Raw genomic sequence first — 24,878 nt, forward strand, 5'->3', positions numbered from 1 at the left:
ATTTTGGCCGTTTTAATTAAACACGCTCTAGTAAACTTTCAGAACTAAAATGTACTCACTGCAAGTTCTAAATGACTGATAGCACAGCCATATTGATCCTTATTAATACGATGATACGCAGTGTTAGCTTGTACACTTAAGCTCAATATAAACTGATCTTGTTGGGCAACTGTACTTTGCTCTTGGCTTAAACACATAGCTTGAATAAGTGAGCGTAATTTTGCATTCGTTAATATAGAGCCAAATCGTTGTAGCGGTAATGCTGGTATTTTAATATTTGCTAAAGCTTTTTCAATGCTGCGCTGGCTTAGGGTAAAGTCTTCATTTTTAATATCAATAACGCTGCCTGCAGGCCAGTATGAGTAGTTATAATGCTGATTGCCTTTTGCTTTTAAATATACCACACCACTTTTACCTATTACGGTAATTAAGTTACCTGCGGATGACTTTATAACGACTAATGCCGTGGCTTCATCAATACCAAAACCAAACTTTTGTTGCGTTTTATCAAGTACTGTTGCCAACCTTAATGTACGGTTTTGTTCACTAAAGTGAGTATCGATCATGCCATAATTAAATGTTGCAAGGCCACCAGCAAGATTAAACATAGAACTATCGTTAATATCTGCCTGTAAAGCCAAAAGGCTCGACCCTTTAGTAATTGTAGCTATGTTACCACTTGTGTTTTTGCCACCGCTTTGAATAGCCGCCCCCGCGCCGCTACCTATAACAACAGGGCGTGTTTGCAATGCTTTAGTCCACGGGTAAGCTTGGTTGTTTTCATCAAACAGTACGCTGCGCGTTAAGTCTTGCTCGCCATTATTAAAAATCACTCCTGTACTGTTGTTTATTAGCTTTACCAAGCTATTAACGCCATTACTGCAAAGGGTATTTTCTGCTTGGATGCGATCGGGATAAATAGCCTCACGGTTATACAAGCGCATTTCTGATTGCCTATATTGTGGTAATTTTTCACAGGTGTTTGTAGTAATTGCTTTAACTAATGCAGGGGTCAATGCTAACCATTGGCTGTTTACACTTGCCGTGCTCAATAAACCTTGAGTAAAATCGGCAGCAGCATAAGGGTCACGGCTTGCTGCTGTAATTGCCAACATACTTGGTTGTTCGTTAGCTACCTTTAAACTACCCGTTATAAATTGTAGTATATTGTTTATAGTCGGTTCATTATTCAAATTAGGGTTAACTTGCTCTGCTAATCGCTGCCCTTGAGAACTAAACTGAGGCACTTCAAGCATATCCATAACAAAATGATACTCTTGCTCCGACAGGCTATTAAGCTGGGTATTATCAATATCGCGCCAGTGCCATAACAGTGCAGGCTTAGTTATTGATGCTGATGACTTAGCCTGTATCGCAAATAAAACTTTAGCTGTGCTACTTTTAACTTCTTGATTAGTACTTGGCCACCGCTGAGTGATTTTTTTAACTTTTTCAGCCGTAACGCTAAATAAATGCTCTGCTTTACCCGCTATTTGGGTGTTTTTATCGCACTGCTGCGTGTTTAAACTACTGCAGCTACTTAGCTCGCTACCAACTAAAATTAACGTTTGGCTTTGCTCTGCGGCCGTTAAACTAGCACAAAACGTAATGCTTAATAACACAGCTAAAAAGCGGGCCAATTGCTGTTGTCTGTAATGTGTAAATGCATGCGTCATGATATAACCCAAATAAGAAGTGGCTTGTAATTACATCATGTTAATTTTTAATAACTTGGGCTGCAACTTTATATCTGAATCTAGATATGGTGTTAAGCCAATAACGCGCGTATCGCTTTGTTTAGCTAAAGATACTAACTACCTAAAGCGGTTAAATAGTACCTAAACAAAATTAAACACGCTGTTTATTGAGCCGGTGTTTTGTTTAACTTATGCTTATATTTTAGGCAACCCGAGTATGGAATATGGATTTTTCTGCTGAAGAAATAGACTTTTTATCTGACTTATTTAAATCCGATCAAAAACCTGCATTACCTCATGAGCCTATGTTAACCATGCAAAGCAGTGTGCCTGTTAGTGTTGCGCAGTTACTTAGCAATGCCAATTTAACTCTGCTGGCTGAGGTTGCCCATTATCAACTGTGGTTTCCGCTACACTTAAAAATTAATAGTTCCGGCACAATTACACCCACTTTAAGCGCTCCTGAAGTTATTGATACTAAAGGTACTCAACGCAGTTGGCGCTGGAGCCATTTAAATATTAAAAGCCAAGGCTTTTGCATTGAATCAATTTCAAGCACAGGTGTATTTTTAAAGCCCACAGGTAAACACAAAAACTTATCAAAAGTTCAACACGTAGAATTTACCCTACCAAATAAAGAATCTGTATCTATGGATATTGAGCCTGTAAGGCAAAGCAAGCATGGCCTTGCAGCTAAAATAAAACACATTCATACTGGTAAAGAACAATTAAGAGCTTATTTATTTGCCGAACACCAACGTCAATACGCTAATTTATATCAGTATGAACCATTAATTAACTCACCAAGTTAGCGCTTAACAACAGCCTCTGGTTACAGTCACTGCATACTATTGCTTTTTGTTATTTGCTAAACAAAGTAGATGCAATATGAATTGGATAGTTGTCATTTATTAATTCTTTAATAAATAACGACGGCTGTTTAGCATCGGCAATTAAGTAAGCCTTATGTTTTGCTCGGGTAAGCCCCACATATAATAAACGCCGCTCTTCTGAATAAGCAAAGGTGTCTTGGCTAGGTAGTAAAGCCTCCAGCAGCGGATTATTTTGCTGACTACTCGGAAAGCCAAACTTCCCCTGCTCTAACCCTATAATAATACAGTAATCTGCTTCTAACCCTTTGGCGCTATGCAGGGTTAAAAATGCTACGTTTGCACTTTTTTGTTGTGAGGCTAAATGCTGTTGCACTTTGTTGAGCGTATAACGATAACGGCTCAATACAGCAATACTCGCGTTTGCATGGTGTTTTTGAATAGTATTGATAGCTTGCTGGGTTTTTAGCTCTAACGACTTTTTACCTTGGTACACGTCATCTAATAAAATAACTTGAGGCTCAGCCACTTGTGTATGAGTAATAATGAGCTTTTTATACTGCTCAGGGTTTTGCATAACAAAACACCCCGCTACGTCACTTATACTATTGTTATACCTAAATGTTTTTTGCAACAACGTTAACGAATGACTACCCACTAACTCATTAAAACGTGTGGTAAGTGCTAAGTTACCACCAGAAAACCGATAAATTGACTGCCAGTCGTCACCTACAGCGGTAAAACGCACCTTATGACCATGCTTAATTAAACTGTTTAATAAAGCCATACGTGCAGCAGAAATATCCTGAAATTCATCCACTAAAATATGCTGCCATGGCACATTCACTTGCTGCTTATTTACAGCCTGAGTAGCTTGTAAAATCATATCGTCAAAATCAATACAGTTTTGCGCAATGAGTTGCGTTTTATAAGCGCGATGCATAGCAATTAATAACTGCGCGGCCGCACTGTGATGATTAGTGCTTTTTTGATTGCTATTAACTTGACTCGTATTTAATTGATTGGTACTTAGTTGAACAGTATTTAATTGATTATTTTGGCGCTTAAGCCGCTGAGTAATTTCGCTATCGGTTAACTGTTCAGCCCTTATAGCTGCTAAGCATTTTAAATATTTATCAACCTCATGCTTAAGCTGCCCTGAGTCTTTTAATATTGCCAGTACTTGCGTAGCATTAAACTTACTTTTATGAGTATCGCAGGATACTAAAGGCTTATCGAGCATAGCAATAAAGGCGCTTAATAATACCGGTTGGCCTTGTACTTGCTCACTTAGCCATGATGTTAGCCAGCTCGACAGCGCGCCAAAATCACTTACAAAAGGCGATATGTTGCAACCTTTACCTGCCTGCTGTAGCAGCTGCAACCCTAACGCATGAAAAGTTAAAACCTCTGGTGACTTGCTTGATAATTTAGCCTGCTGGGCGCGTTTAATAAAGCGTGTTTTAAGCTCTTGCGCCGCTGTTTTATTATAAGCAAGTACCAGTATTTGCTCTGGCATTGCTTGTTTTGTGGCAATTAGATCAAGTGCTTTGGCTACCATAACTGAGGTTTTACCGGTACCTGCAGCAGCCAATACTAAATTTTTATCGTTATTGCGTATTACAGCAAGACGCTGCTCATTAGTTAATGGGTTTGACTCCACGTTATTATAAAAATCAGCTCGTTGAGCAAGTTGCTTGCGCTCATATTTATTACGCAGTTGTGCAATAGCATCATTCTTATTTTTTGCACTGGCCAATACCGATAAAAACTGGCTACTATTTGAAGGTAAATACCCTTGCCACACATTGCGGTTTTGCTGATAGCGCTTGCTCAGTGAAAACACCTCAGCGCTTAAAATTGTGGTATTACTGTCGCGTAAATACTCATCTAACGCAGTGCGCTTTAATAAAGCTTTAGCATTATTTATTTTGTGTTCAAGCGCTTGCGAAAAATATTGGTTAATTGCAATGTTTAGTGCTTTTGCCTGTGCTTTGTTTAAAAAGCTAATAGTAGTATGAGCACTATTTTCACCTAGAGTTAAATTAATTTTGGCGCTAAATATCCGGTTTTGCAACTGCGAAAAATCGTTAAAATCCTTGATTAAAAACGATTGCTTAGTCGCGTTTTTAAACTCAATCACTAAGCTTTCCTGCTCAATACTGAGTAATTTAATACGGGTGAAAAAACGGCCTAACCAACTAGGTGTGGCAAAATACTGCGCCATAATACTCAATATCTAAGTAGGTAATAAAACAATTGTAACATACTCTTTTATAATACATTTAATTTAACAACTTACTATAACTGAGCTTAGTAAATAGCTAATTTAAAAAATTAAAACAGCTGTTTATCGTTTTAATTTGCGCCTTATTTTAGTCAGCGTTAAGCTGTGCCTTTATTTACTAATTATATTAACTGCATTTGCTATATAGCCTTGCTATAAGGTTAATTATAATTATTATTAAAGGTTTATTATGACTAACAGCACATATCCTATTGGCACACCTGGCACTAAGTGGAATAACAACGATAAAGCCGATTGGTTAACCCGCCAAAATATTAAACGCAGCTATCAAAATGAAGTAGTAACCCTCATTAACGAGCTCAAAGATGAGCTAAATGTAGAACAATATGGCGAACTAAATTACGTTGCAGGCAAATATCCTTTATTTGTTTTAAAAACCGCTGACTTTAACACTAACAAACCTACCGTTTTAATTACCGGTGGTGTACATGGCTACGAAACTAGCGGTGTACACGGCGCGCTTAGGTTTGCAAAAACGGCAGCGCAAAAATATAGTCAGCATTTTAATATTGTAATCGCACCTTGTATTAGCCCTTGGGGGTACGAAACGATAAACCGCTGGAACCCAGAAGCCATTGATCCTAACCGCTCATTTTATGAAGGTAGCCCAGCGCAAGAGTCGGCGGCGATTATGGCGTATGTAAAATCCCTTGAGTTAGATTTAATTGCTCATATTGATTTGCACGAAACGACCGACAGCGACAACAGCGAGTTTCGCCCGGCACTAGCTGCACGCGAAGGCACAGTAAATACTAATTGGAATATTCCCGATGGTTTTTATTTAGTGGCCGATAGCACTAAACCTGAGGCTGCATTTCAAAAAGCCATTATTGATAGCGTAGCAAAAGTAACCCACATTGCCCCAAGTGATGAAAATAACCAACTTATTGGTGTGCCACAAGAGCAATTTGGGGTGATCAACTACGCTGCTCGCGAATTAGGTTTATGTATGGGCTTTACCAATGCACCTTATGTAACCACCACTGAAGTATACCCAGATAGCCCTACAGCAAGTGACGAAGAATGTATTTTGGCGCAAGTAGCCGTAATTACGAGCGCATTAGATTACATAATTAATCTGTGATCTGGGTTTAAATATATACAATTAATAATCCTATTAAAATGCCCAAGTAGGTAAACTAGCTTGGGCATTTTTATACTTTTAATTTTTATAAAAGTAACTATCTTTCGTTATGCTAATGCTCGGATCTTCTTCTGCAAAAATAATAAATTTAACTTTACTTACCTTGTTTGAAATATCAAAGCCATCTGCAGTCACCGTTACGGGTATACGCCTCATCATTCCAGGTTGAATTAGTGTTGTATCTGGGCTAGTTAATTTAGCCTCTGCTAAGCCTGATATAGCAATAGTGTAGTGCAATGTTTGTTGGGTTTTATTTATAATCGTTAACGTATAAGGGTTTTCTACTAAACCCTCATAATTTACTCTGTACAAGGCGCCTCTATCGCGCAGTACCGAGGCTTCAATTGGTGTTCTTTGTGCCACCCAAGCAAACATAGCTACAATTAGCATCACGGTCAAAACACCATATCCAACCAATTTAAGCCTAAAAGGGTTGGTTTTTTTACCCGCCATTTGCTCTCCACTAGCGTATTTTATTAACCCTTTTTCATAACCAAATTTATTCATAGTATCGTCGCAAGCATCAATACATAAGCCACAGTTTATACATTCATATTGCAAACCATTTCGAATATCTATTCCTGCTGGGCATACCTCTACACATAAATTACAATCTACGCAGTCACCTAAGTTAAGTGCTTTTGGGTCGGCCTTACGTTTACGTGGGCCACGGTTTTCACCGCGCGCGCTATCGTAAGTAACCACGAGTGTATCTTTATCAAACATAACAGATTGAAAACGCGAATACGGACACGCCACAGTACACATTTTTTCACGTAAAAACCCTGCGTTACCATATGTACACAAAGCAAATAAAAACACCCAAAAGCTGGTAATACCCGACCACTCAAAAGTAAGCATTTCTAAGTACAATGTTTTTGCGGGTATAAAATAAGTTAAAAATGAAGTGGCAGTTAATAGTGATAGCACCAACCAAGCACTGTGTTTAGTAAGCTTTTTACGCCATTTGGTAAAACCCCATGCAGATTTATCAAGCTGTATACGCTGATTACGTGTGCCTTCAACGCGTTGCTCAACCCACGAAAACATCAACATCCAAATAGTTTGAGGGCAAGTATAACCACACCAAACGCGGCCTAACCAGTTGGTTACAAAAAATAGCGCAAAGGCCCCCACCATAAACAACATGGCTACAATAATAAAATCTTGCGGGAATAAAGTTAAAGTGAAAATAGTAAACTTTTGCGTTGCTACATCTAATAGCACCGCTTGTTGGCCGTTATATTGGATCCACGGTATTGCAATAAACGTAAGCATTAATAACCAGCCTAAGTTACGGCGTATACGCTGAAAAAAGCCTTTTTGCTCACGTATATAAATTGGCCCTTCGCTTTTGTAGGGCTTGATGATCATATCTTCTTCTTTAATATCAAACTTCATAGTACTTACTTAATCATAACGGATGTTAGTTAAGTATTTGCAACTTTCAGACCAAGCTGAAAGTAAAGGCATTGCATTGATATTTAAGTGATTTACTTATTATTAAAAACCTCAAACTCGCGAAATAAAGCGATCCTCGCGATATATCACGAAATCTTGCTAATCCCTAACTTGTGCATTTTAGAGCGTAAGGTACTCTCTGGCATACCAAGTTTTGCAGCGGCACCTTTACTCCCCGATATTTGCCAAGCCGACAGCTTAAGCACAGTAATAATATGCTGTTTTTGCATTTCATTGAGCGTTAATGCTGGGTTTATAGTACTTTGTGATATTGCTTGTAATGGCTGACTTAATTGTAAAACGGCTTGCTTAGACAAAATGGCCTCGCGCTCTAGTACATTTTGTAACTCTCTAATATTGCCTGGCCAGTCATAAGCTTGTAGTTGAGAAATTGCCTTATTACTTAATCCCTTAAGCTGCTTAGTTAAACGTTTATTTAACTGCACTATTAAATTACTACATAAATAAGGAATATCTTCCTTGCGCTCTCTCAGCGCTGGCACTTTTATAGGAAATACATTTAAGCGATAGTATAAATCGATTCTAAAACTGCCTTTTTGCACCATTTCCCATAGATCGCGGTTAGTTGCTGCAATAACGCGAATATCTACCTTTAATGTATTGCTTGCCCCAACACGTTCAAATTCTTGCTCTTGCAACACTCTAAGCAACTTACTTTGCGCTTCAAGCGGCAGCTCTGCTATTTCATCTAAAAATAAGGTACCTTTGTCGGCTAGTTCAAAACGCCCTTTACGGCGCTCATTAGCACCAGTAAACGCGCCTTTCTCATGGCCAAACAGCTCTGACTCTAATAAGCTTGGCGTAAATGCTGCGCAGTTCACTTTTATAAAGGGCTGTTTATTACGCTTACTTAATCTGTATAGGTTTCGGGCAACCAGCTCTTTACCTGTACCATTTTCGCCTAAAATAAGCACTGTGGTATCGGTTTCGCTCACTAACTTAATTTGCTCTAACATGGTTTGAAACACGTGGCTTTTACCTACTAAGCCAGAGTCTTGCCAATCTTCGTTTAATTCTGCTATTAAATAATTATTTTCATCTTGTAACTGTTCACTCAAATGTTTTACTTGTGCAAGTGCATCTTGTAATGCATTTTGTGTTTGTTGCTGCTGAGAAATATCGCGAAATACCGCTACCGCACCTATCAATTCATTATTTCGATAAACTGGTGTCGATGTGTACTCAACAGGGAAAGAGCTGCCATCTTTGCGCCAAAAAACTTCGTTTTTCACTTCACGGCGTTTACCGTCAAACATGGTGCAATATATTTGGCATTCGTCGGCTGGATAAGGCGTGCCATCGGCATGAGTATGATGATGGTATTGATGAATTTTTTTACCTAATAGTGTCTCTGCACTCCAGCCCGTCATGCGCTCGGCCGCAGGGTTAACAAACACGGCATTACCCGACAGATCAAAGCCATAAATTCCTTCGCCCACTGCGTTGAGTAATAAACTAGGATCGTTTAAAAATTGTTTTATCATAAAATAGCCCTCGCGAAATATCGCGATCATTATGACAATTTAATTCAAAAAGTGCACTGCAAAAATTATTATTAGTAATTAATAGCGCTGGAGGAAGGGAGTGACAATAGAATTACGAAAATACAAAAATTTATGACAGAAAACAAAGCCTAGTTACCTTATTATGCTAACTAGACTATATTTACAACTAACTTAAAGGCGTGGAACCAATTTTATAGCGCCTGCAACCACTTTCATATCAAGTGGTAGTTTACTTAGCAAGGCCATTTTAGGATCGTTCATATTTAGCTCATACACTGGGTTTACAGCTAAAAAGCGGTTAATAATATCCATAGCTTGTTCGTCTAGCGCACCTAAATTACCTTTAAAACCACCAGCATCAACACTCGAATCTAGTAATTTTATATTACGTAAAAACACCGCTTTTTTCTCGCTGTCGTAAAATGGGCTACCTTCTATTTGCAGCTTTAAGCGTACTGGGTATTTTAATGCAAAAGCACTAATGTTAGCGCTTGAATCGGCGCCTAGCACTACAACATCACGATTTTCTGGACCAATATTTACACTCACATCGTTTACATCAAACTCTACTGGTAATCCCATTAAACTTACCTGTTCGCTTAATTTAGGAAGCTGTTTTGTTAATAACGACTCCACGTCGGCGTTAGTAAATGAATAAACAGACATTCCTTGTGTAGCGTTACATGCAGTTAAAAATAATGCGGCAATAATAAATAATATTTTCATAAAAAACTCTCTAAATTATTATAAGTGATGGGTATAAAAAAGCCGCTTACGAGCGGCTTTTAAAAGAGTAATACTCTATTAGGTGTAACTACACTAAGCTGTAAAAACAGCCTTTAGCCGTGCTAGTGTGTCAGCATCAACTGAACCTTCACTGAGCGCTAACAACTGCTTTAAATAATAGCTTATATCTGCATGTTCGCCACGATGCTTATCATCTAACATGGCAACTTGCTCTGCCATTCTTTGCATTGCATCATTACTACTTACATTAGCTAAAATTTCCATTCTAGTAAGTAACTGTGCGCTACTAAGTGATGTTTTAAGTGCAGCTTGGTACTGGCTCGGTATCGCTTCATTATTTTCAAGAGCGTTAAATAAGGCCACTAAATTAGCTTGTTCGGCTTTGCTCGTTAGCCCTGCAAGCTTCTCTTCTATGGCGCTAAGTAACGACGTTACTTTTGGCGATAGTGACTTAAACTGGGTATACCCTTTAACTTTAGTTTCTAAGTCGTGTAATTGCGCTTTTTCGTTAATTTGACCCAGCGCCAATTCAAGTTCGTTAAGCTCAGCGACTACTTGCTTGTCGTTTTCGCTTTGATCTAACTTTTGCTGTTCAAACTCGCTACTGCGTTTAGTAAAAGTTTCGTCGTTAAATTGACGAAATTTTTGCCATAAGGCATTTTCAGCTTTTAAGCCGGCAAAGCCAATTGCTTGCCACTGCTGCTGTAATTGTTTTAGCTCTTGGCATGCTGCTGCTAGGTCATCACTTTGTGATAATTGCTGCGCTTGCTCTACTAATGCATTTTTAAGTACCGCATTGCCTTTATGAAACGCATTTAACGCCGCTAGCACACGCTGCTGCTCGTTTTTATAACGATCGTTTAATACACGGTACGTTTTAGGGTCAACTTTACCCACACTACGCCATGCTTTGTTTAAACGATTGTATTGGCTTTCAAACTGCTTCCAATCAAAACCCTGCTCGTCAGTTGCGAGTAAGTGCAGTGCATGCATGTCAGCAATAATACTTTCGCGCTGCGCTTTTGACGCTTCACGTTGTACTTCTTGCTCTGCAAAATAGTTACGGCAAGGTGCAAACAATAATTCGATTTTTTGATCAAATTGCTCACCTTGTTGCTTTTCTTCGTCTGTATCTAAGCGGCCAAGCTCATTCCAACGTTTACGCAACACTTTAACTTGATCAGCCCGTTGCTGGGGATCTACGCACTCCTCTAAAGCGAGCGTGCTAACTTCTTCAAGTAATGCTTCGCGCTTTGGTGCTGCAGCATATTTTTGCCAATCTTTGGCGTCAGCTAGCTGCGCTTCTAAATCGGTTTTTAAGCTTACAAGTGGTTGCTGATACTGCTCAGTTAAGGTATTAAATAACTCTTCAAAGCCTTTAAACACACCAAATGCAACGTTAAAACGACCTTCTTCTATTAGGCGCTTTACATCACGGGCTTTGCGTTTAGCTTGGCTTTGATTTTTTTCAAGCGGTTTTATCAACTCGTTCATTGGCACTAAAAATTGCTTTTTATGCGCATTAAGTTGTGTTTTAAACGTACCTTGCAATGCACTATCTAATATATTTAGATGATTACGCGCTGCTTTAAAACCACTATTAAATGCAGCTAGGGTTTCGTCGTATTGGGCTAAATCGGCTGCTGGTTTTATTTCACACAGTGCAGCAAATGCCAGCTTATAATCTTTAATAGCAGACGTTAGCTCAGGTAATTTAGCTACTTGAGTAAATGACTTTTCTAAATTATTAATAACCTGCTTTGATTGCGGGTTATTGGCTAACTCTGTTTCATTTATTGCTTGTTGAGCCTGCGCTACTTTTGCATCAAGCCAATCTTGCTGAATTTGCTCTGGCGTTTCTAGGCCAAGTTGTAATGCATTTTCAATTTCTTCACTTAAAGCTTCAAGCGTTGCTAATGCCAACAGTTGACGCTGTTGTAGTGCAAGTAATTGCTGCTCTTTTTCGTGCTCACTGCGAAGCTGTGCAATATGGGCATTTAGCTTTTCGGTAATTGTGCTGTACTTTTCGTTTAGCAGTTTTACTTGCTCAGTGCTAAGCCATTTAAGCTCTAAGGCTTGCCATTGCGCCATTAACTCACCGGCTTTTGGGTTGACTAATGCAAAATCATTCTTATCGCGCAGCGCATTTAGCTTAGCTAAAATAACACGGGTTTCCCCCTCAACTTGCGCTGGCATTTCAATTGCTAAACGCTCGTTTTCTAAATGCGTGTTAAGCGCTGTTTTAGCACTGTTTTGTGCATGCTTTAATAATGGTTTAGTTAACTGGTGGGTAATAACCAGCTCAACTAGTTGCGCTTGTAACTCTTCGCTGCCCTCTTTAAAGGCTTTTTCTATTAGTTTAGGGTTTCCTAGGCGCTTTAGTAACTTAACCCGCACTTGCAGCTCTTTTTCTGCAAAGGCAAGTTTTTCAAGGGTTTTTACTGGTGCAAAACGCTCTATATATTCACTTTTAATTTGCGGCGACAGTGTACTTTCGCTACTTAAAACAGCGGTAGATATTTGTTGTTCAGCAATATCTTTTAATGCTTGATCTTGTTTATAGGCTTTCCACCACAGTGGCAAGTCGTTTACTTTTTGCAGTGCCTTACGACGAATTTCTGCTGAGCTATCTTCCAGCGCTAAAGTGCTTAAAATTATTGCGTCGCGTTGTACATCTAATTTTTCGATTGCGTCTAGACGTACTTGCAGCTTTGGGTGTTTCCATTTTGGCGTAAAAAGGTGTTTAAAGATCATGTTCACTAAACCTAGCTATTTCGTTATCTGAGTTAAATTCTTTTTGCAGTTGTGCTTTTGTTTTTTGCACCATTTCGCCATTTGCACCAATAGTAAATTGCTCATTCGATTGAGCAACTTTTGCTTGATACAACATAACTAACTGCACTGTTTGCTGTTTTTGTTCATCTGATAAAGGAGTGCCGTCTGGCCATTTGCCAGTTGCTGCTCCGTATTGCAAACGTTCAAATAATTCTGGGGTAATATTTTGTACAAGATTGTCGATATTCATGTCATTTTTTCTTTTTTAGAGTCACTAAAATAATACGATTAATAAGGTACCAAATACACCCCACGCCAATAGCGATGGTGTAAGCATACCACTGAGGTGTTTTTTCTTGCGGTTGTAAGAAGTACAAACAGAAAAAACCGCCTAAAAATAGGATAAGTGCTAAAAATGAGTGAGTTATAAACATTTGCTGTTTTTTAATTCGCTGCTCACGTTGAAGCTGTTGAACTTGCTCATTATTTAAGTCGGCAACGTTACTTTCGCAATGCGGACATTGCGCGTGTTTATCTGATATTGATTTGGCACATTTAGGGCAACGGATAATCGCCATACATCTCTCCATACTACGCATAAAAAAAGCGCCTTGCGGCGCCTTTATTGTACTTGTTTTATTTCTCGTTGTCTTTTTTGAATTTGACCCAGTAGTCATCTACCGATTCTTTCATCTCTTTACGCAATAACATAATGCCAATTAAGTTAGGTAGCGTCATAACAACAATAGCCACTGCCGCTAACTTCCATACCAAGGTGGTATCGGCGAACGATGCCCAAAAGAATGCAGCCACATAAAATACGCGATACGGCATTACTGAGCGATGCCCTAATAAGTAAATCATTGCGCGATCTCCATAGTACGACCAAGCAATGGCAGTAGAGAACGCAAACAGCAATAAGCCTATTGATACAATGTACTGGCCACTATCGCCAAAGTAACCTCGTTTAAAAGCCTTGGTAGTTAGCTCTGCTGAATGTACCAATGATTTGCCCACTAAACTAATGCTGTCATCTGTTGGCATGCCATCTATTACTTCTACAACACCTGTGTATTTGTGCTTTTCAGTAATACCAAAGCGTACATCCTCTGCAATTGAGCGTGAATGTAGTACCGTAAAACCTGTACTCAATGCCTCACCATTAACCACTTCAATATTGCCGGTAAACGTCTCTATATTACTTTTTTGACCATTAAGATATTTATAGAGGTCTTCGCGCTGTGTTTGGTTTTCTTCTGTGTAATCGCCTTTAATAATACTCATAGCCGAGCGCTCAAAATGAGTTTGAAATTTTTCATTCCACACCCCCGAGGATAAAATAACCAACCCCGTAAGCGTACAAATAATAATGGTATCGATAAAAGGTTCTAGGATAGATACTATACCCTCTGATACTGGCTCATCAGCTTTTGCCGAAGCATGCGCTATAGGCGCAGAACCTTGACCCGCTTCGTTAGAGAATAAACCACGGTTTACACCCCGGTTAAACGCATAAGCAAATGACGCCCCCAAGAAGCCACCTGCGGCAGCAGAGCCAGAAAATGCGTCCATAAATACAGCAGAAAATGAAGGACCGATGTTTTCAGCGTTATAAAAAATAACAGCCAGAGCACCAATAATATAAATAGCCGCCATTAACGGTACTACGCGTGATGTAATTGCTGCAATACGCTTAATGCCGCCTAATATAACCAAGGCAAGTAAAATAGATAACACTGCACCTGTGGCCATAGGCGCAAAACCAAAGGTGGCTTCCATACCTTGTGCAATATTATTAATTTGTGGCAGGCTGCCTGTACCAAACGAGCTAATTACAGTGGCTACGGCAAATAAAATGGCCAGCCATTTCATGTTAAGGCGTTTATCCATGTAATACATTGGGCCGCCAGACATAGTGCCATCTTCAGTTTTTTCACGGTATTTATGCGACAAGGTAACTTCTACAAACTTGGTAGTCATACCAAAAAATGCGGTCATCCACATCCAAAACAACGCCGCAGGCCCACCAATTGATATAGCCAGTGCTACGCCACCAATATTACCTGTGCCTACTGTGCCCGATAGTGCTGTAGCAAGTGCTTGAAAGTGAGTGGTATCCCCTTCTGTATCTTTTTTATCAAACTTACCCGAAACAACTTGGCAAGCATGTTTAAAATACCGTATTTGGGGAAATTTTAAATAAATAGTAAAAAATAAACCAACCCCTAATAACACATAAGGAAACCATACTGCTCCTCCTAACATGCCATCTAGGCTATCTAAAAGTTGTCCGAATGCATCCACGCTAAATTCCTCTTATTATTTTATTTTGAAATTGCTGACTAAACATTCGTTAAGCCACAGTTTATTGTGCCGTTGCGCACTTGTTATTTTTGTAAGTGTTGTAACAAAAAAGGGCAACATTTTAATGTTGCCCTTACCTTATACTAATTTATCTTAATTTATCAACGACATTTACGATAGCCGCCAAAGTATCTTGGCCAAATTGATATGAACGACGATCTGACCAACCGTAATCTGGGTCGGGTAAGTCGTTATTATCTTTAAATGGCATTTCGACTGTATAGGTAAGCGCCTTAAATTCTTCTGCTGTTGCAGATGAACCTACTGTAAGGTTAGCTTGGCCTGGCTCGTCTTTAGGGTAGCCATGCTCGTCTTGAAACTCAGGAGTAATGGTTAACAAAGCAGCTTTAAAGCTATCTTCTAGATCTTTTAAGCGCGCATCATAACTTGGAATGCCTTCACTGCCGGCTACAAAGTTATACGGGATTGCTTCATCACCATGAATATCAAGGTGCATATCTAGGCCTGTTTCACGCATTTTATTAAGCACTAAATAAACTTCTGGGCTATTTTCCATGCTCGGCGTTTGCCATTCACGGTTTAAGTTAACGCCTTTAGCGTTAGTACGTAAGTGCCCACGAGCACTACCATCTGGGTTCATGTTTGGCACAATATAAAATACTGCTTTTGATAGTAATGCAGCAGCATGCGGGTCTTCGTCATCAAGTAGTTTGTGAAGTATTCCCTCTACAAACCACTGCGCCATTGTTTCACCCGGATGCTGGCGAGCTGTGATCCAAATGTTTTTCTTATCTGCACTTGGCTCACCAATTTTAAGTACGCTCATGTCGCGGCCATCAAGGGTTTCGCCCAATGTTTCTAATTGGCAAATTTGCTGGCTTTGCGCCCACGTAAGTAAATCTAAATGACGCTCATAGCTATATGGTGCAAAATAAGCAAAATAAACACTGCCGCACTCTGGCTCTATTTCAAAGCTTAATGTGCCATTTTCGTAGCTTGAAGGTACACGAAACCACGTTTGACGGTCATACGATGCAACCGCCTTATAATCTACCCAGCCATCTGGATAAGCTGAATTTTCGAGCTTGTTTATATTTAGCTTATGTAATTGGTAAGGGGTTGTTTCTAGGCGAAAATGAAACCACTGATAAAATTCAGACTGGAAATCGTTATTAATCTCTAACTGGATATTTAATGGATCGGTGGCTTCAATAACCTTAATATTACCACTATCGAAATTGCTACTGATTTTCATGACAAAAAACCTATAAGTTGACTAAGTGTCTCTGGACTGCATAAATAGCCAGGATGTAAGTACGCTGCGATTAGCCGTATCTAATGTATAAAGCGTACCATAAGCGCTGCGCTTTAAAAATATTGATAATCAAAAAAGCCAGCAAATGCTGGCTTTTGTATAACGACTAATAAATTAGTGAGGTAAGCTTGGGAATGCCACTTCGGCCATATCGCGCATACAACGTACCACTTGGCAGCTGTAACCAAATTCATTATCGTACCAAACGTAAAGTACAATACGGTTGTCATCAACAATAGTTGCTTGCGAGTCAACCACACCAGCGTAACGACTACCTACTAAATCGGTAGATACGATTTCAGTAGAAGCGGTGTAATCAATTTGGTCGCGCAGGTCTGAGTGAAGTGCGGTATCGCGTAAAAATGCATTTAGCTCTTCTACCGAGGTGCTCTTTTCTAAGTTTAGGTTCAAAATAGCCAGCGACACGTTAGGTGTAGGTACGCGAATTGCGTTACCCGTTAGTTTGCCCTCAAGCTCTGGTAGTGCTTTTGAAACCGCTTTTGCAGCGCCTGTTTCAGTGATTACCATGTTAAGTGCAGCAGCACGGCCACGGCGGTCTGCTTTGTGGTAGTTATCAATTAAGTTTTGGTCATTAGTATACGAGTGAACCGTTTCTACGTGACCATTTTTAATGCCAAACTTATCGTTTAATGCTTTAAGTGTTGGTGTAATGGCATTAGTTGTACAGCTTGCTGCACATACAATTTTGTCTTCAGGTAAAATATCTTTGTTATTTACACCATATACGATGTTTTTGATATTACCTTTAGCAGGAGCCGTTAATAGTACTTTAGCAGCGCCTTTACATTCTAAATGCTGACCAAGGCCTGCTTCATCTTTCCAAATACCTGTGTTATCAACAATAAGTGCATTGTCGATGCCGTAGGCTGTGTAATCTATTTCGCTAGGAGAGTTAGCGTAAATAACCTGGATGTAGCTACCATTAGCTTTAATTGCATTACGTTCTTTATCAACAGTGATAGATCCATTAAATGGACCGTGAATTGAATCACGACGTAATAAACTGGCACGTTTTTCAAGGTCGCCATCTTTACCACCACGTACAACAATTGCGCGTAGGCGTAAGTCAGCATAAGGACCTGATTTTTCAATTAGTAGGCGTGCAAGTAAACGGCCAATTCGACCAAAGCCATAAAGCACCACATCGCGTGATTCTTTAGCTGGTAAATCAGCAATTTCAGCGAGCTCATCTTTTACAAACTCTTCAACAGAACGACCGTTTGCAGCATCATTATACAAATAGCTGTAAGCAAGCTTACCAATATCGATACGTGCAGAGTTTAAATCCATTTTGCTAATCGCTTCTAAAAATGGGAAGCTTTCACGTAAACGTAATTTTGTACCTTCAAACTGCGCAACTGATTTGTGAGATTTGATAATTTCAATTGGGCTTGCATTTACAAGTGGGCGGCCATAAACAGCAATTTCGATACCACGACTACGATAAAGCTTACCAATGATTGGTTGCATGCTTTCTGCGTAACCTTGGCGTTCTTGCCAACTATTTGTGTATTCTAACTCGTGAGATGAGGTCATTTTATTTACCTAAGTTAAACATTTTTGAACGGATAGCCCTAGAGCATTTAACCATCAAAAGTTGAAATGATTTCGACCCTGATAAGTCAACGCACTCTAGTGACTTCCCTATTCTAATTTAATCTTGCTTTATTCTCTACTGTTAGAGGCTAAATGATTGCGTTAGAATAACATTATATTAATATATTTAAGGGTTGAGGATGGTTATAAGACTAATAGTAGTGCTTGGAGTACTCACCTTAGCCGGATGTGAAAAGCCACTAAGCTTGGCCCAAGTATGTAAAGAAACGCCCGGTTTTTGCAACGATCTAAATAAAGATAATCATTGTCGGGAGCAGCGTTCTAACACTATTTTGCAGCGTTATATTGAATATAAGCACCCAACTGATGAAAATAAATATCAGCTACTTAAAGAGTTTGAATCATATAATCAGTGTATTACGCTTGCAGCTAAAATTGAGCATATAAAATTAAAAGAAAAAAAGACCTCTCGTGTAGAAGGTAAATTAACCAGTATTAAAGAAATGACGCGATTATATCAAGATACTAAAAGTACTAATCACCCAGGCTTACTTTACTATCATTGGTCGCGTAATAACGATCAGCGAGCACTGACTAAATTTTTAGCTTTGGAGCATGATGAAAGGGTGACAACAAGTGCTGAAATGCAACTTTTTTTGGCATCGTATTATATTAAATTTGATGATGATAAAACGATTGATTTGCTCTACAAAACATTAGAACTTAATAAAGCACAGCAAATACCTGATCCCGAGGTGTTTACCTCTTTGGTCAGTTTGTTTTATAAACAACAAAATTATAAACATGCCTATGTTTTTTCTAAAGTTGCGCAGATGTCGGGGATAGAAAACGTTGATATATTTGCTGTAGAGCAGCAATTGGCAAGCAGCAGAAAAAATCTTGATAGTTTAGATTCATTAGCGCAACAAACTTTTCAGCAAATTCGCGCTGGTAAGTTTGTATCACCTAGGGAGTTTTAAGTAACCTAGGCGTAGTTAAATAAAACATTAATAATAAAAAAGGCAGCTTACGCTGCCTTTTTTATATTACTTTGCTTTACTTGTACCCACTTCTACTCGGGTTTTAAGTTTTTGCCCAGGTCTAAAGGTCACAACGCGACGCGCCGAAATAGGAATATCTTCCCCTGTTTTCGGATTACGTCCCGGTCTTTCTTTTTTATCACGAAGATCAAAATTACCAAATCCAGAGAGCTTAATCTGCTCGCCTTTTTCAAGCGCTGAGCGGATTTCTTCAAAAAACGCTTCAACTAAATCTTTGGCATCTTTTTTATTGATCCCGAGTTTTTCAAATAGGTGTTCAGCTATGTCGGCTTTAGTAAGCGCCATATCTAGTCCCTCAACGATGCATTAAACTGTTCGGCCAGTGTGGCCACCACGTTATCAACTACTAGATTGATATCTTTCTCTTCGAGTGTTCTATCAACCGATTGCAGTGTTAGAGCAATCGCCAAACTCTTATAATTTGGCTCAATACCTTTGCCCTTATACACATCGAATAAGTTTAGGTCAACTAATTGATTTCCGCCAACTTTTTCTATCGCTGTTAAAATATCGCCAATATTTACGCTCTCTTGCACTAAAATCGCGATGTCGCGGCGATTTGAAGGGAATTTAGACACCCCTGCAACTTGCGGTAAATTTCTTTTTTCGATTGCCGACATTTCAATTTCAAACACGAAAGTAGCATTATTGATATCTAACGACTTTTGCGCTTGAGGGTGTAATGCACCAAAAAAACCGACCTTTTTACCAGCAACATAAATTACCGCTGATTGACCAGGATGCAAACCGTCTGACTGCTCTGCTTTAATTTCAAAGCGGCTCATATCATTGGTAATTGCCAGTAGTGCTTCCACGTCACCTTTCACATCGTAAAAATCGACGTTGCGTTTTTCTTCAACCCAATGTTCGCCATGCGCAAGACCGGTAATTACACCGCCAATTACTGGCACTTGGTTAACACCATTTTCGGCATTTTCGTCACTTAAAAATTTAAGGCCGTGTTCAAATAGACGAATACGCGGTTGCTGACGATTTTGGTTATACGCTAACGACGCCAATAAGCCAGGCATTAAGCTTACTCGCATTGCAGACATTTCAATTGAAATTGGGTGCGGTAATACTAGCGGCTGACTTTCTGGGTGCAAAATAGCTTGCGCTTTAGGGTCGACAAAACTGTACGTAATAGCCTCTTGATAACCACGGGCTACTAGCGTATTACGAAACTTGCTTAGTGCGATAGTCGCTTCGTTATGGGTGGTCATTTTAAGCTTAGCAGTCGGTGCAACATTAGGAATACTGTTGTAACCGTAAACACGCGCCACTTCTTCAATTAAATCTTCTTCAATACGCACATCAAAACGGTAACTAGGTACATCTGCACTCCAGCTGTCGTTTTCAACTTTTACGTTAAAACCTAAGCGAGTTAAAATATCAGTAACTTTCTCATCTTCAATATGATGGCCAATAACACGGTCTAAACGGCTACGACGTAAACGAACCTCAGTCACTTTAGGTAGTTTATCTGCGGCAACGGCTTCAACCACTGGGCCTGCTTCACCGCCTACTATTTCAAGTAGTAACGCTGTTGCACGCTCTATTGCATCATGCTGTAGCGCAAAATCAACACCACGCTCATAACGATGCGATGCATCTGTGTGTAAACCGTAGCTACGTGCTTGCCCAGCTATTGCTACAGGGTTAAAAAATGCGCTTTCAAGTAATATATCAGACGTTTTATTTGTAACACCCGATTGCTCGCCACCAAAAATACCCGCAATGGCTAGTGCTTTATTATGATCGGCTATCACTAATGTAGATTCGTTTAATTTAACGCTATTACCGTCAAGTAAAACTAGCTCTTCACCGGCGTTTGCACTACGTACTTTAATTCCACCTTCAATCGCATTTAAATCAAATGCATGCATTGGATGGCCAAGTTCAAGTAATACATAATTAGTAACATCAACTACTGGGTCGATTGAACGCACACCGCTGCGACGTAGTTTTTCAACCATCCATAACGGCGTTGCTGTATCAAGGTTAATGCCTTTGATCACACGCCCAAGGTAGCGAGGACATGCATCTTCATTAACTAATTCAATCGATACTTTATCGTCAATTGTTGCTGTAACCGCTGGAATTTGTAATACGTTTACGTCAATGCTGTTAAGTACGCCCACTTCGCGCGCTAAGCCTTTTATACCTAAACAATCACCACGGTTTGGTGTTAAATCAACATCAATAATATTATCATCAAGGCCTAGGTATTCACGTAAATCTGTACCTACTGGCGCATCGCTTGGCAATTCCATAATGCCATCGCCTTCTTCGCTAATACCTAGTTCAACAAAGGCACACAACATGCCATTTGAAGGTTGGCCACGTAACTTGGCTTTTTTAATTTTAAAATCACCAGGAAGCACTGCGCCAACAGTTGCAACCGCAACTTTAATGCCTAAACGACAGTTCGGTGCGCCACATACGATATCAAGTAGTTCATCACCACCGACATTAATTTTGGTAACGCGTAGCTTATCTGCATCAGGATGTTGTCCACATTCAACAACTTCACCTACCAATACACCATTAAATTTTGCTGCTGCAGGTGTTACGCCATCAACTTCTAGGCCAGCCATAGAAAGCTGTTCCGACAGAGCTTGCGTATCAATGGCTGGATTAACCCACTCTCTTAACCACTTTTCACTAAATTTCATATTATTGTTTCACTCTTAACGGAACTGGTTTAGGAATTTTAAGTCATTTTCAAAAAATGCACGTAAATCGTTTACGCCATAACGCAACATAGTTAAGCGCTCTACACCCATGCCAAAAGCAAAGCCGGTGTATTTTTCAGGATCAATGCCCACAGACTTAAGAACGTTAGGATGTACCATGCCGCAGCCTAATACTTCTAGCCACTTGCCGTCTTTACCCATTACGTCTACTTCTGCTGAAGGTTCTGTAAAAGGGAAAAATGAAGGACGGAAACGAATTTCCATGTCTTCTTCAAAAAAGTTACGCAGGAAGTCGTGTAAAATACCTTTAAGTTCAGTAAAGCTCACATCTGTGTCGACCATTAAGCCTTCAACCTGATGAAACATAGGCGTGTGCGTTTGGTCATAATCGTTACGATATACACGTCCAGGAGAAATAATACGCAGCGGCGGTTGCTCAACTTCCATTGTACGTATTTGTACGCCACTCGTTTGCGTACGCAATACCAGCTTAGGGTTGAAGTAAAAAGTGTCGTGATCAGCACGGGCTGGATGATGCTCAGGAATATTTAACGCATCAAAGTTATGAAAGTCATCTTCAACTTCAGGACCCGATTTAACTGCAAAGCCTAACTCACCAAAAAAGCTTTCTATGCGCTCAATGGTACGTGTAACCGGATGTAGGCCACCAGTAGGCATAACACGCCCAGGTAATGTTACATCGATAGTTTCAGCGGCTAGCTTTTCTTCTAGCGCTTTACTGGCTAACAGCTCACGTTTATCGTTTATAGCAGCTTGCACATCTTGTTTAGCTTGATTAATAACTTGGCCCGCTTCTTTACGCTCTTCAGGGGCAATTTTGCCTAACGTTTTAAGTAAGCTGGTGATCTCGCCTTTTTTGCCAAGGTAATTAACCCGCATTTCTTCTAACTGCGCGATTTCACTGGCACTGGCTACCGCCTCAAGTGCTTGCGCTAATATATTTTCTAAGTTCATTGGATACCTGATCTTTCACAGAAGGTGATTGCTGTTAAGTAATAACTTATGATAACTGAAAGCAGTGCCTAGATTCTAGACCTACTAGAGCTTTAACGTTGATTTTATAAAAGGAATTGTTAATTTTCGTTGTGCGGCCATAGATGCATGATCTAATTTGTCTAATACGTCGAGTAATGTACGCATATCACGACTTAAGCGCGTTAATAAAAATCGGGCGCATTCGTCACTTAGCTCTAAGCCACGCATTTTTGTGCGTTTAACTAAAGCTTGTGCTTTATCGTCATCGCTCATTGAGCGAATTTGCAGTGTAGTTCCCCATTTTAGCCGCGATTCTAAGTCTGGTAAGCTAATATTTAGCATGTCGGGGAGTAAGTCAGCGGTCACCACTAACATTTTTTTAGGCTCGTTAAAGCGATTAAAAAAATTAAATAAGGCCTTTTCCCACGCATCATCACCCGCTACCAAATGCACATCATCTATGCATAAAACATCAAGGGCTTCTAAGCCTTCTAATACCATAGGGCCAAAATCAATAACTTCTCGCATAGATAACAGCATATTTGATAAGCCGCGCTCTTGCGCTTGAATACACGTAGCGTACAAAAGGTGAGATTTCCCTGAATCGCCCAAACCACATAAATAAGTGTATTGAAAAGATTGCGACAATTTTGAAAAACTGTCTTTTAAATGACTTACTTCTAAAGAGTCCTCACCACCAAAGTACGAGGTAAAGGTTTCGTCATCGGGCAAAGTAACCGGCAATGCCATTTGCATTGGCTCATGAGTTAGCATTACTCACCAATCCATTGATACTCTAAACTGTTTTTATCAACAATATGATAAAAAGCACTTGGATCAACATAATCTCTAAACGCAGCATCAAGCCCTAATGCTTTTTTTAAATCAACCACACTACCCGTATGATTAAGTTTGAACTCAACTAAATCTGGGGTTTTTCGTATAATAGTAGCCTGAGTTACCACACTTAAATTTGATAACCGGCGTTTAGCCAACTCAATATCAACAAAGCTTTGCGTACCTTTTAGAGTTAAAGTTGCCGCTGCTTGCTCGTAATAAGCATTTGGATCAATTGCATATTCATTAGCTAGCCCTTTCGCTAACGTATCTATCATTTGCGCAACAACTTGTTGTTTATCACCCGTTAATCTATTTAATTCAAAAAGATCATCGTTAGTAAATCGCCAATCTAAAACCCAGTTTTCACTATCTGGTTGCTTATACATTCTGGCTGTAATACTGCGCTCAGCACTATAACGCTTAGAGGCCTCTTCTACTGGCTCTGAAAAGTTACCCCATACTTCAGGAATACCTACTAGACGTCTGTCTTGTAAATCAAGTAAAGGCACCACAACCGGTAAACCACGTCGCCCTGCTTTATCGTATATTAACTGTTCTAGTTGTGGGTAGCTTTCTTGAGTAACTAGCTCTCTGCGCCAGTTATCTTCAATTCCTAACCATATTGCAATTAATGGTCGTTGCACACCCCATAAGGGTAAACCGAGCTCTTTAATTAATGCATTAATTTTTCGCGCTTCAAATTTAACAACAAGTTTTAAGTTACCGGTTGTACTCTCGTCGTACTCAAACTTGAGCATGTAGTCTGAAATATCTTGAGTTTTTTGTTGCGCTAAGCTGTTTTGATCAGCACTTTCATCACCGCTGACTTTCACTAGAACATTCAGCAATGCTTTACGACTTGCTGCTAAACGCGTGTCTCGAGTTTTATCATCAACTTTTAAAATATCTTGATAAAGATCAGTTACTTCAACCGCTGATGCAGTAAAGCAAAATATAATTGATAAGGCACTTAATAATAATCTATACACAGGCTATTTGTTCTTAGTTTTAAACTGATTTGATCCTAAATCAAAGCAACCCACAAAGCAAAATTATATTTTATTTGTAGGAAAAAGTGCTAGGTGCTAGCAGAGATTGCTGATGGGGTTATTTTTGTCTAACAATTTAATGTTTTTATACTAATCGCATAAAGTTAATGAGTAATTTAATATTAAATAACGAGCTCAATAACAAAGCGATAATTAGAATCGGAGTCTTTAATTAGGCCTGGTAGTGTCTTAATGCCCACAGCAGTGGAGAGTCACAGTGCAAATACACCACACTCATTGACTAGTGATGATGTTTTTATGATTTGAATGTCGGTGCGCTACTTCGTAGCGACAACGCAGTAGAATGTCGTAGTGCCCACAGCGGTAGAAAGTCACAGTGTAAATACCCCACATTCATTGGCTAGTGGTGATGTTTTTATGATTTTTTATGATTTGAGTGTCGGGTGTCGCTACGCTCGCCCAACCTACGCGGGAGACTTGTGTACATTATTCGTGAGCGTCTAGCGAACTACACCTATGTTTTAAAATTCCAGGGTAACAAGCTGTCGATATCGGGCTCAGGCTGGCAC

19 protein-coding genes are annotated in these 24,878 nt (G+C 39.6%); 3 read left to right on the forward strand and 16 right to left on the reverse strand.

The window, feature by feature from the left end:
- Window positions 1-44 precede the first annotated feature (44 nt).
- Window positions 45-1,676: a cyanophycinase gene (locus AAEZ18_RS14275; RefSeq protein ID WP_197182988.1), complete on the reverse strand. Its 1,632-nt coding sequence runs from the start codon at window positions 1,674-1,676 to the stop codon at window positions 45-47.
- A gap of 245 nt (window positions 1,677-1,921) precedes the next feature.
- On the opposite strand from AAEZ18_RS14275, the gene AAEZ18_RS14280 reads away from it, so the two are divergent.
- Window positions 1,922-2,509 (forward strand): hypothetical protein, encoded by a 588-nt coding sequence (locus tag AAEZ18_RS14280; protein WP_197182989.1) that lies wholly within the window; start codon window positions 1,922-1,924, stop codon window positions 2,507-2,509.
- Between the two features lie 49 nt (window positions 2,510-2,558).
- Here AAEZ18_RS14280 and AAEZ18_RS14285 read toward each other — a convergent pair whose 3' ends face one another.
- Window positions 2,559-4,754, reverse strand: a complete 2,196-nt coding sequence (locus AAEZ18_RS14285) for a UvrD-helicase domain-containing protein (protein ID WP_350551920.1) — start codon at window positions 4,752-4,754, stop codon at window positions 2,559-2,561.
- Window positions 4,755-5,004: 250 nt separating this feature from the next.
- Here AAEZ18_RS14285 and AAEZ18_RS14290 point away from each other — a divergent pair, with 250 nt between their 5' ends.
- Window positions 5,005-5,919 carry a M14 family metallopeptidase gene (locus AAEZ18_RS14290; protein WP_089368508.1) on the forward strand — a complete coding sequence of 305 codons (915 nt, stop codon included), beginning with the start codon at window positions 5,005-5,007 and terminating at the stop codon, window positions 5,917-5,919.
- A gap of 78 nt (window positions 5,920-5,997) precedes the next feature.
- Here AAEZ18_RS14290 and ccoG read toward each other — a convergent pair whose 3' ends face one another.
- The 9 genes from ccoG to AAEZ18_RS14335 form a co-directional block, all read right to left on the reverse strand.
- Window positions 5,998-7,380 (reverse strand): cytochrome c oxidase accessory protein CcoG, encoded by a 1,383-nt coding sequence (ccoG, locus tag AAEZ18_RS14295; RefSeq protein WP_167376935.1) that lies wholly within the window; start codon window positions 7,378-7,380, stop codon window positions 5,998-6,000.
- A 146-nt stretch (window positions 7,381-7,526) separates the two neighbouring features.
- Window positions 7,527-8,945, reverse strand: coding sequence for a sigma-54 interaction domain-containing protein (locus AAEZ18_RS14300; RefSeq protein WP_011328565.1), 1,419 nt, complete (start codon window positions 8,943-8,945; stop codon window positions 7,527-7,529).
- 192 nt (window positions 8,946-9,137) lie between these two features.
- Window positions 9,138-9,692, reverse strand: a complete 555-nt coding sequence (locus AAEZ18_RS14305; RefSeq protein WP_011328566.1) for a YceB family lipoprotein — start codon at window positions 9,690-9,692, stop codon at window positions 9,138-9,140.
- A 93-nt stretch (window positions 9,693-9,785) separates the two neighbouring features.
- On the reverse strand, window positions 9,786-12,467 hold the full coding sequence (locus AAEZ18_RS14310; protein WP_350551925.1) for a DUF349 domain-containing protein: 2,682 nt from the start codon (window positions 12,465-12,467) through the stop codon (window positions 9,786-9,788).
- A complete protein-coding gene (locus AAEZ18_RS14315) occupies window positions 12,457-12,738 on the reverse strand; it encodes a YeaC family protein (RefSeq protein ID WP_011328568.1) in 282 nt (93 codons plus the stop codon). The genes AAEZ18_RS14310 and AAEZ18_RS14315 overlap by 11 nt, the downstream gene beginning before the upstream one ends.
- Before the next feature lies 1 nt (window position 12,739).
- Entirely contained in the window at window positions 12,740-13,066 is a 327-nt protein-coding gene (locus tag AAEZ18_RS14320) for a hypothetical protein (RefSeq protein ID WP_011328569.1), read from the reverse strand.
- Between the two features lie 58 nt (window positions 13,067-13,124).
- Complete coding sequence (locus AAEZ18_RS14325; RefSeq protein ID WP_011328570.1) at window positions 13,125-14,792, reverse strand: alanine/glycine:cation symporter family protein; 1,668 nt, start codon at window positions 14,790-14,792, stop codon at window positions 13,125-13,127.
- A gap of 148 nt (window positions 14,793-14,940) precedes the next feature.
- Window positions 14,941-16,068, reverse strand: coding sequence for a M14 family metallopeptidase (locus AAEZ18_RS14330; protein WP_350595059.1), 1,128 nt, complete (start codon window positions 16,066-16,068; stop codon window positions 14,941-14,943).
- A 174-nt stretch (window positions 16,069-16,242) separates the two neighbouring features.
- Entirely contained in the window at window positions 16,243-17,685 is a 1,443-nt protein-coding gene (locus AAEZ18_RS14335; protein ID WP_011328572.1) for a glyceraldehyde-3-phosphate dehydrogenase, read from the reverse strand.
- Window positions 17,686-17,885: 200 nt separating this feature from the next.
- Between AAEZ18_RS14335 and AAEZ18_RS14340 the strand changes: the two genes are divergently transcribed.
- Complete coding sequence (locus AAEZ18_RS14340; RefSeq protein ID WP_089368513.1) at window positions 17,886-18,686, forward strand: DUF2989 domain-containing protein; 801 nt, start codon at window positions 17,886-17,888, stop codon at window positions 18,684-18,686.
- 66 nt (window positions 18,687-18,752) lie between these two features.
- Here AAEZ18_RS14340 and ihfA read toward each other — a convergent pair whose 3' ends face one another.
- The 5 genes from ihfA to AAEZ18_RS14365 form a co-directional block, all read right to left on the reverse strand.
- Window positions 18,753-19,052 (reverse strand): integration host factor subunit alpha, encoded by a 300-nt coding sequence (gene ihfA, locus AAEZ18_RS14345; RefSeq protein WP_011328574.1) that lies wholly within the window; start codon window positions 19,050-19,052, stop codon window positions 18,753-18,755.
- 2 nt (window positions 19,053-19,054) lie between these two features.
- Window positions 19,055-21,442, reverse strand: a complete 2,388-nt coding sequence (gene pheT, locus AAEZ18_RS14350) for a phenylalanine--tRNA ligase subunit beta (RefSeq protein ID WP_086994471.1) — start codon at window positions 21,440-21,442, stop codon at window positions 19,055-19,057.
- Between the two features lie 15 nt (window positions 21,443-21,457).
- Window positions 21,458-22,438, reverse strand: coding sequence for a phenylalanine--tRNA ligase subunit alpha (pheS, locus tag AAEZ18_RS14355; protein WP_011328576.1), 981 nt, complete (start codon window positions 22,436-22,438; stop codon window positions 21,458-21,460).
- A gap of 84 nt (window positions 22,439-22,522) precedes the next feature.
- Complete coding sequence (hda, locus tag AAEZ18_RS14360) at window positions 22,523-23,233, reverse strand: DnaA regulatory inactivator Hda (protein WP_172459224.1); 711 nt, start codon at window positions 23,231-23,233, stop codon at window positions 22,523-22,525.
- A complete protein-coding gene (locus tag AAEZ18_RS14365; protein ID WP_011328578.1) occupies window positions 23,233-24,288 on the reverse strand; it encodes a DUF2066 domain-containing protein in 1,056 nt (351 codons plus the stop codon). Before AAEZ18_RS14365 ends, hda begins: the two co-directional genes overlap by 1 nt.
- Window positions 24,289-24,878 lie beyond the last annotated feature (590 nt).

Origin of the sequence: Pseudoalteromonas sp. 19-MNA-CIBAN-0066 (genome assembly GCF_040308705.1) — a bacterium.
Lineage (GTDB): Bacteria > Pseudomonadota > Gammaproteobacteria > Enterobacterales > Alteromonadaceae > Pseudoalteromonas > Pseudoalteromonas nigrifaciens.

Bases quoted from the DNA above. Each gene is read 5' to 3' on its own strand.
- hda (WP_172459224.1), bottom strand. From the start codon at position 23,233: ATGCTAACTCATGAGCCAATGCAAATGGCATTGCCGGTTACTTTGCCC.
- ccoG (WP_167376935.1), bottom strand. From the start codon at position 7,380: ATGAAGTTTGATATTAAAGAAGAAGATATGATCATCAAGCCCTACAAA.
- AAEZ18_RS14330 (WP_350595059.1), bottom strand. From the start codon at position 16,068: ATGAAAATCAGTAGCAATTTCGATAGTGGTAATATTAAGGTTATTGAA.
- AAEZ18_RS14285 (WP_350551920.1), bottom strand. From the start codon at position 4,754: ATGGCGCAGTATTTTGCCACACCTAGTTGGTTAGGCCGTTTTTTCACC.
- AAEZ18_RS14305 (WP_011328566.1), bottom strand. From the start codon at position 9,692: ATGAAAATATTATTTATTATTGCCGCATTATTTTTAACTGCATGTAAC.
- AAEZ18_RS14335 (WP_011328572.1), bottom strand. From the start codon at position 17,685: ATGACCTCATCTCACGAGTTAGAATACACAAATAGTTGGCAAGAACGC.
- pheS (WP_011328576.1), bottom strand. From the start codon at position 22,438: ATGAACTTAGAAAATATATTAGCGCAAGCACTTGAGGCGGTAGCCAGT.
- AAEZ18_RS14300 (WP_011328565.1), bottom strand. From the start codon at position 8,945: ATGATAAAACAATTTTTAAACGATCCTAGTTTATTACTCAACGCAGTG.
- ihfA (WP_011328574.1), bottom strand. From the start codon at position 19,052: ATGGCGCTTACTAAAGCCGACATAGCTGAACACCTATTTGAAAAACTC.
- AAEZ18_RS14315 (WP_011328568.1), bottom strand. From the start codon at position 12,738: ATGAATATCGACAATCTTGTACAAAATATTACCCCAGAATTATTTGAA.
- AAEZ18_RS14340 (WP_089368513.1), top strand. From the start codon at position 17,886: ATGGTTATAAGACTAATAGTAGTGCTTGGAGTACTCACCTTAGCCGGA.
- AAEZ18_RS14310 (WP_350551925.1), bottom strand. From the start codon at position 12,467: ATGATCTTTAAACACCTTTTTACGCCAAAATGGAAACACCCAAAGCTG.
- AAEZ18_RS14280 (WP_197182989.1), top strand. From the start codon at position 1,922: ATGGATTTTTCTGCTGAAGAAATAGACTTTTTATCTGACTTATTTAAA.
- pheT (WP_086994471.1), bottom strand. From the start codon at position 21,442: ATGAAATTTAGTGAAAAGTGGTTAAGAGAGTGGGTTAATCCAGCCATT.
- AAEZ18_RS14320 (WP_011328569.1), bottom strand. From the start codon at position 13,066: ATGGCGATTATCCGTTGCCCTAAATGTGCCAAATCAATATCAGATAAA.
- AAEZ18_RS14290 (WP_089368508.1), top strand. From the start codon at position 5,005: ATGACTAACAGCACATATCCTATTGGCACACCTGGCACTAAGTGGAAT.
- AAEZ18_RS14275 (WP_197182988.1), bottom strand. From the start codon at position 1,676: ATGACGCATGCATTTACACATTACAGACAACAGCAATTGGCCCGCTTT.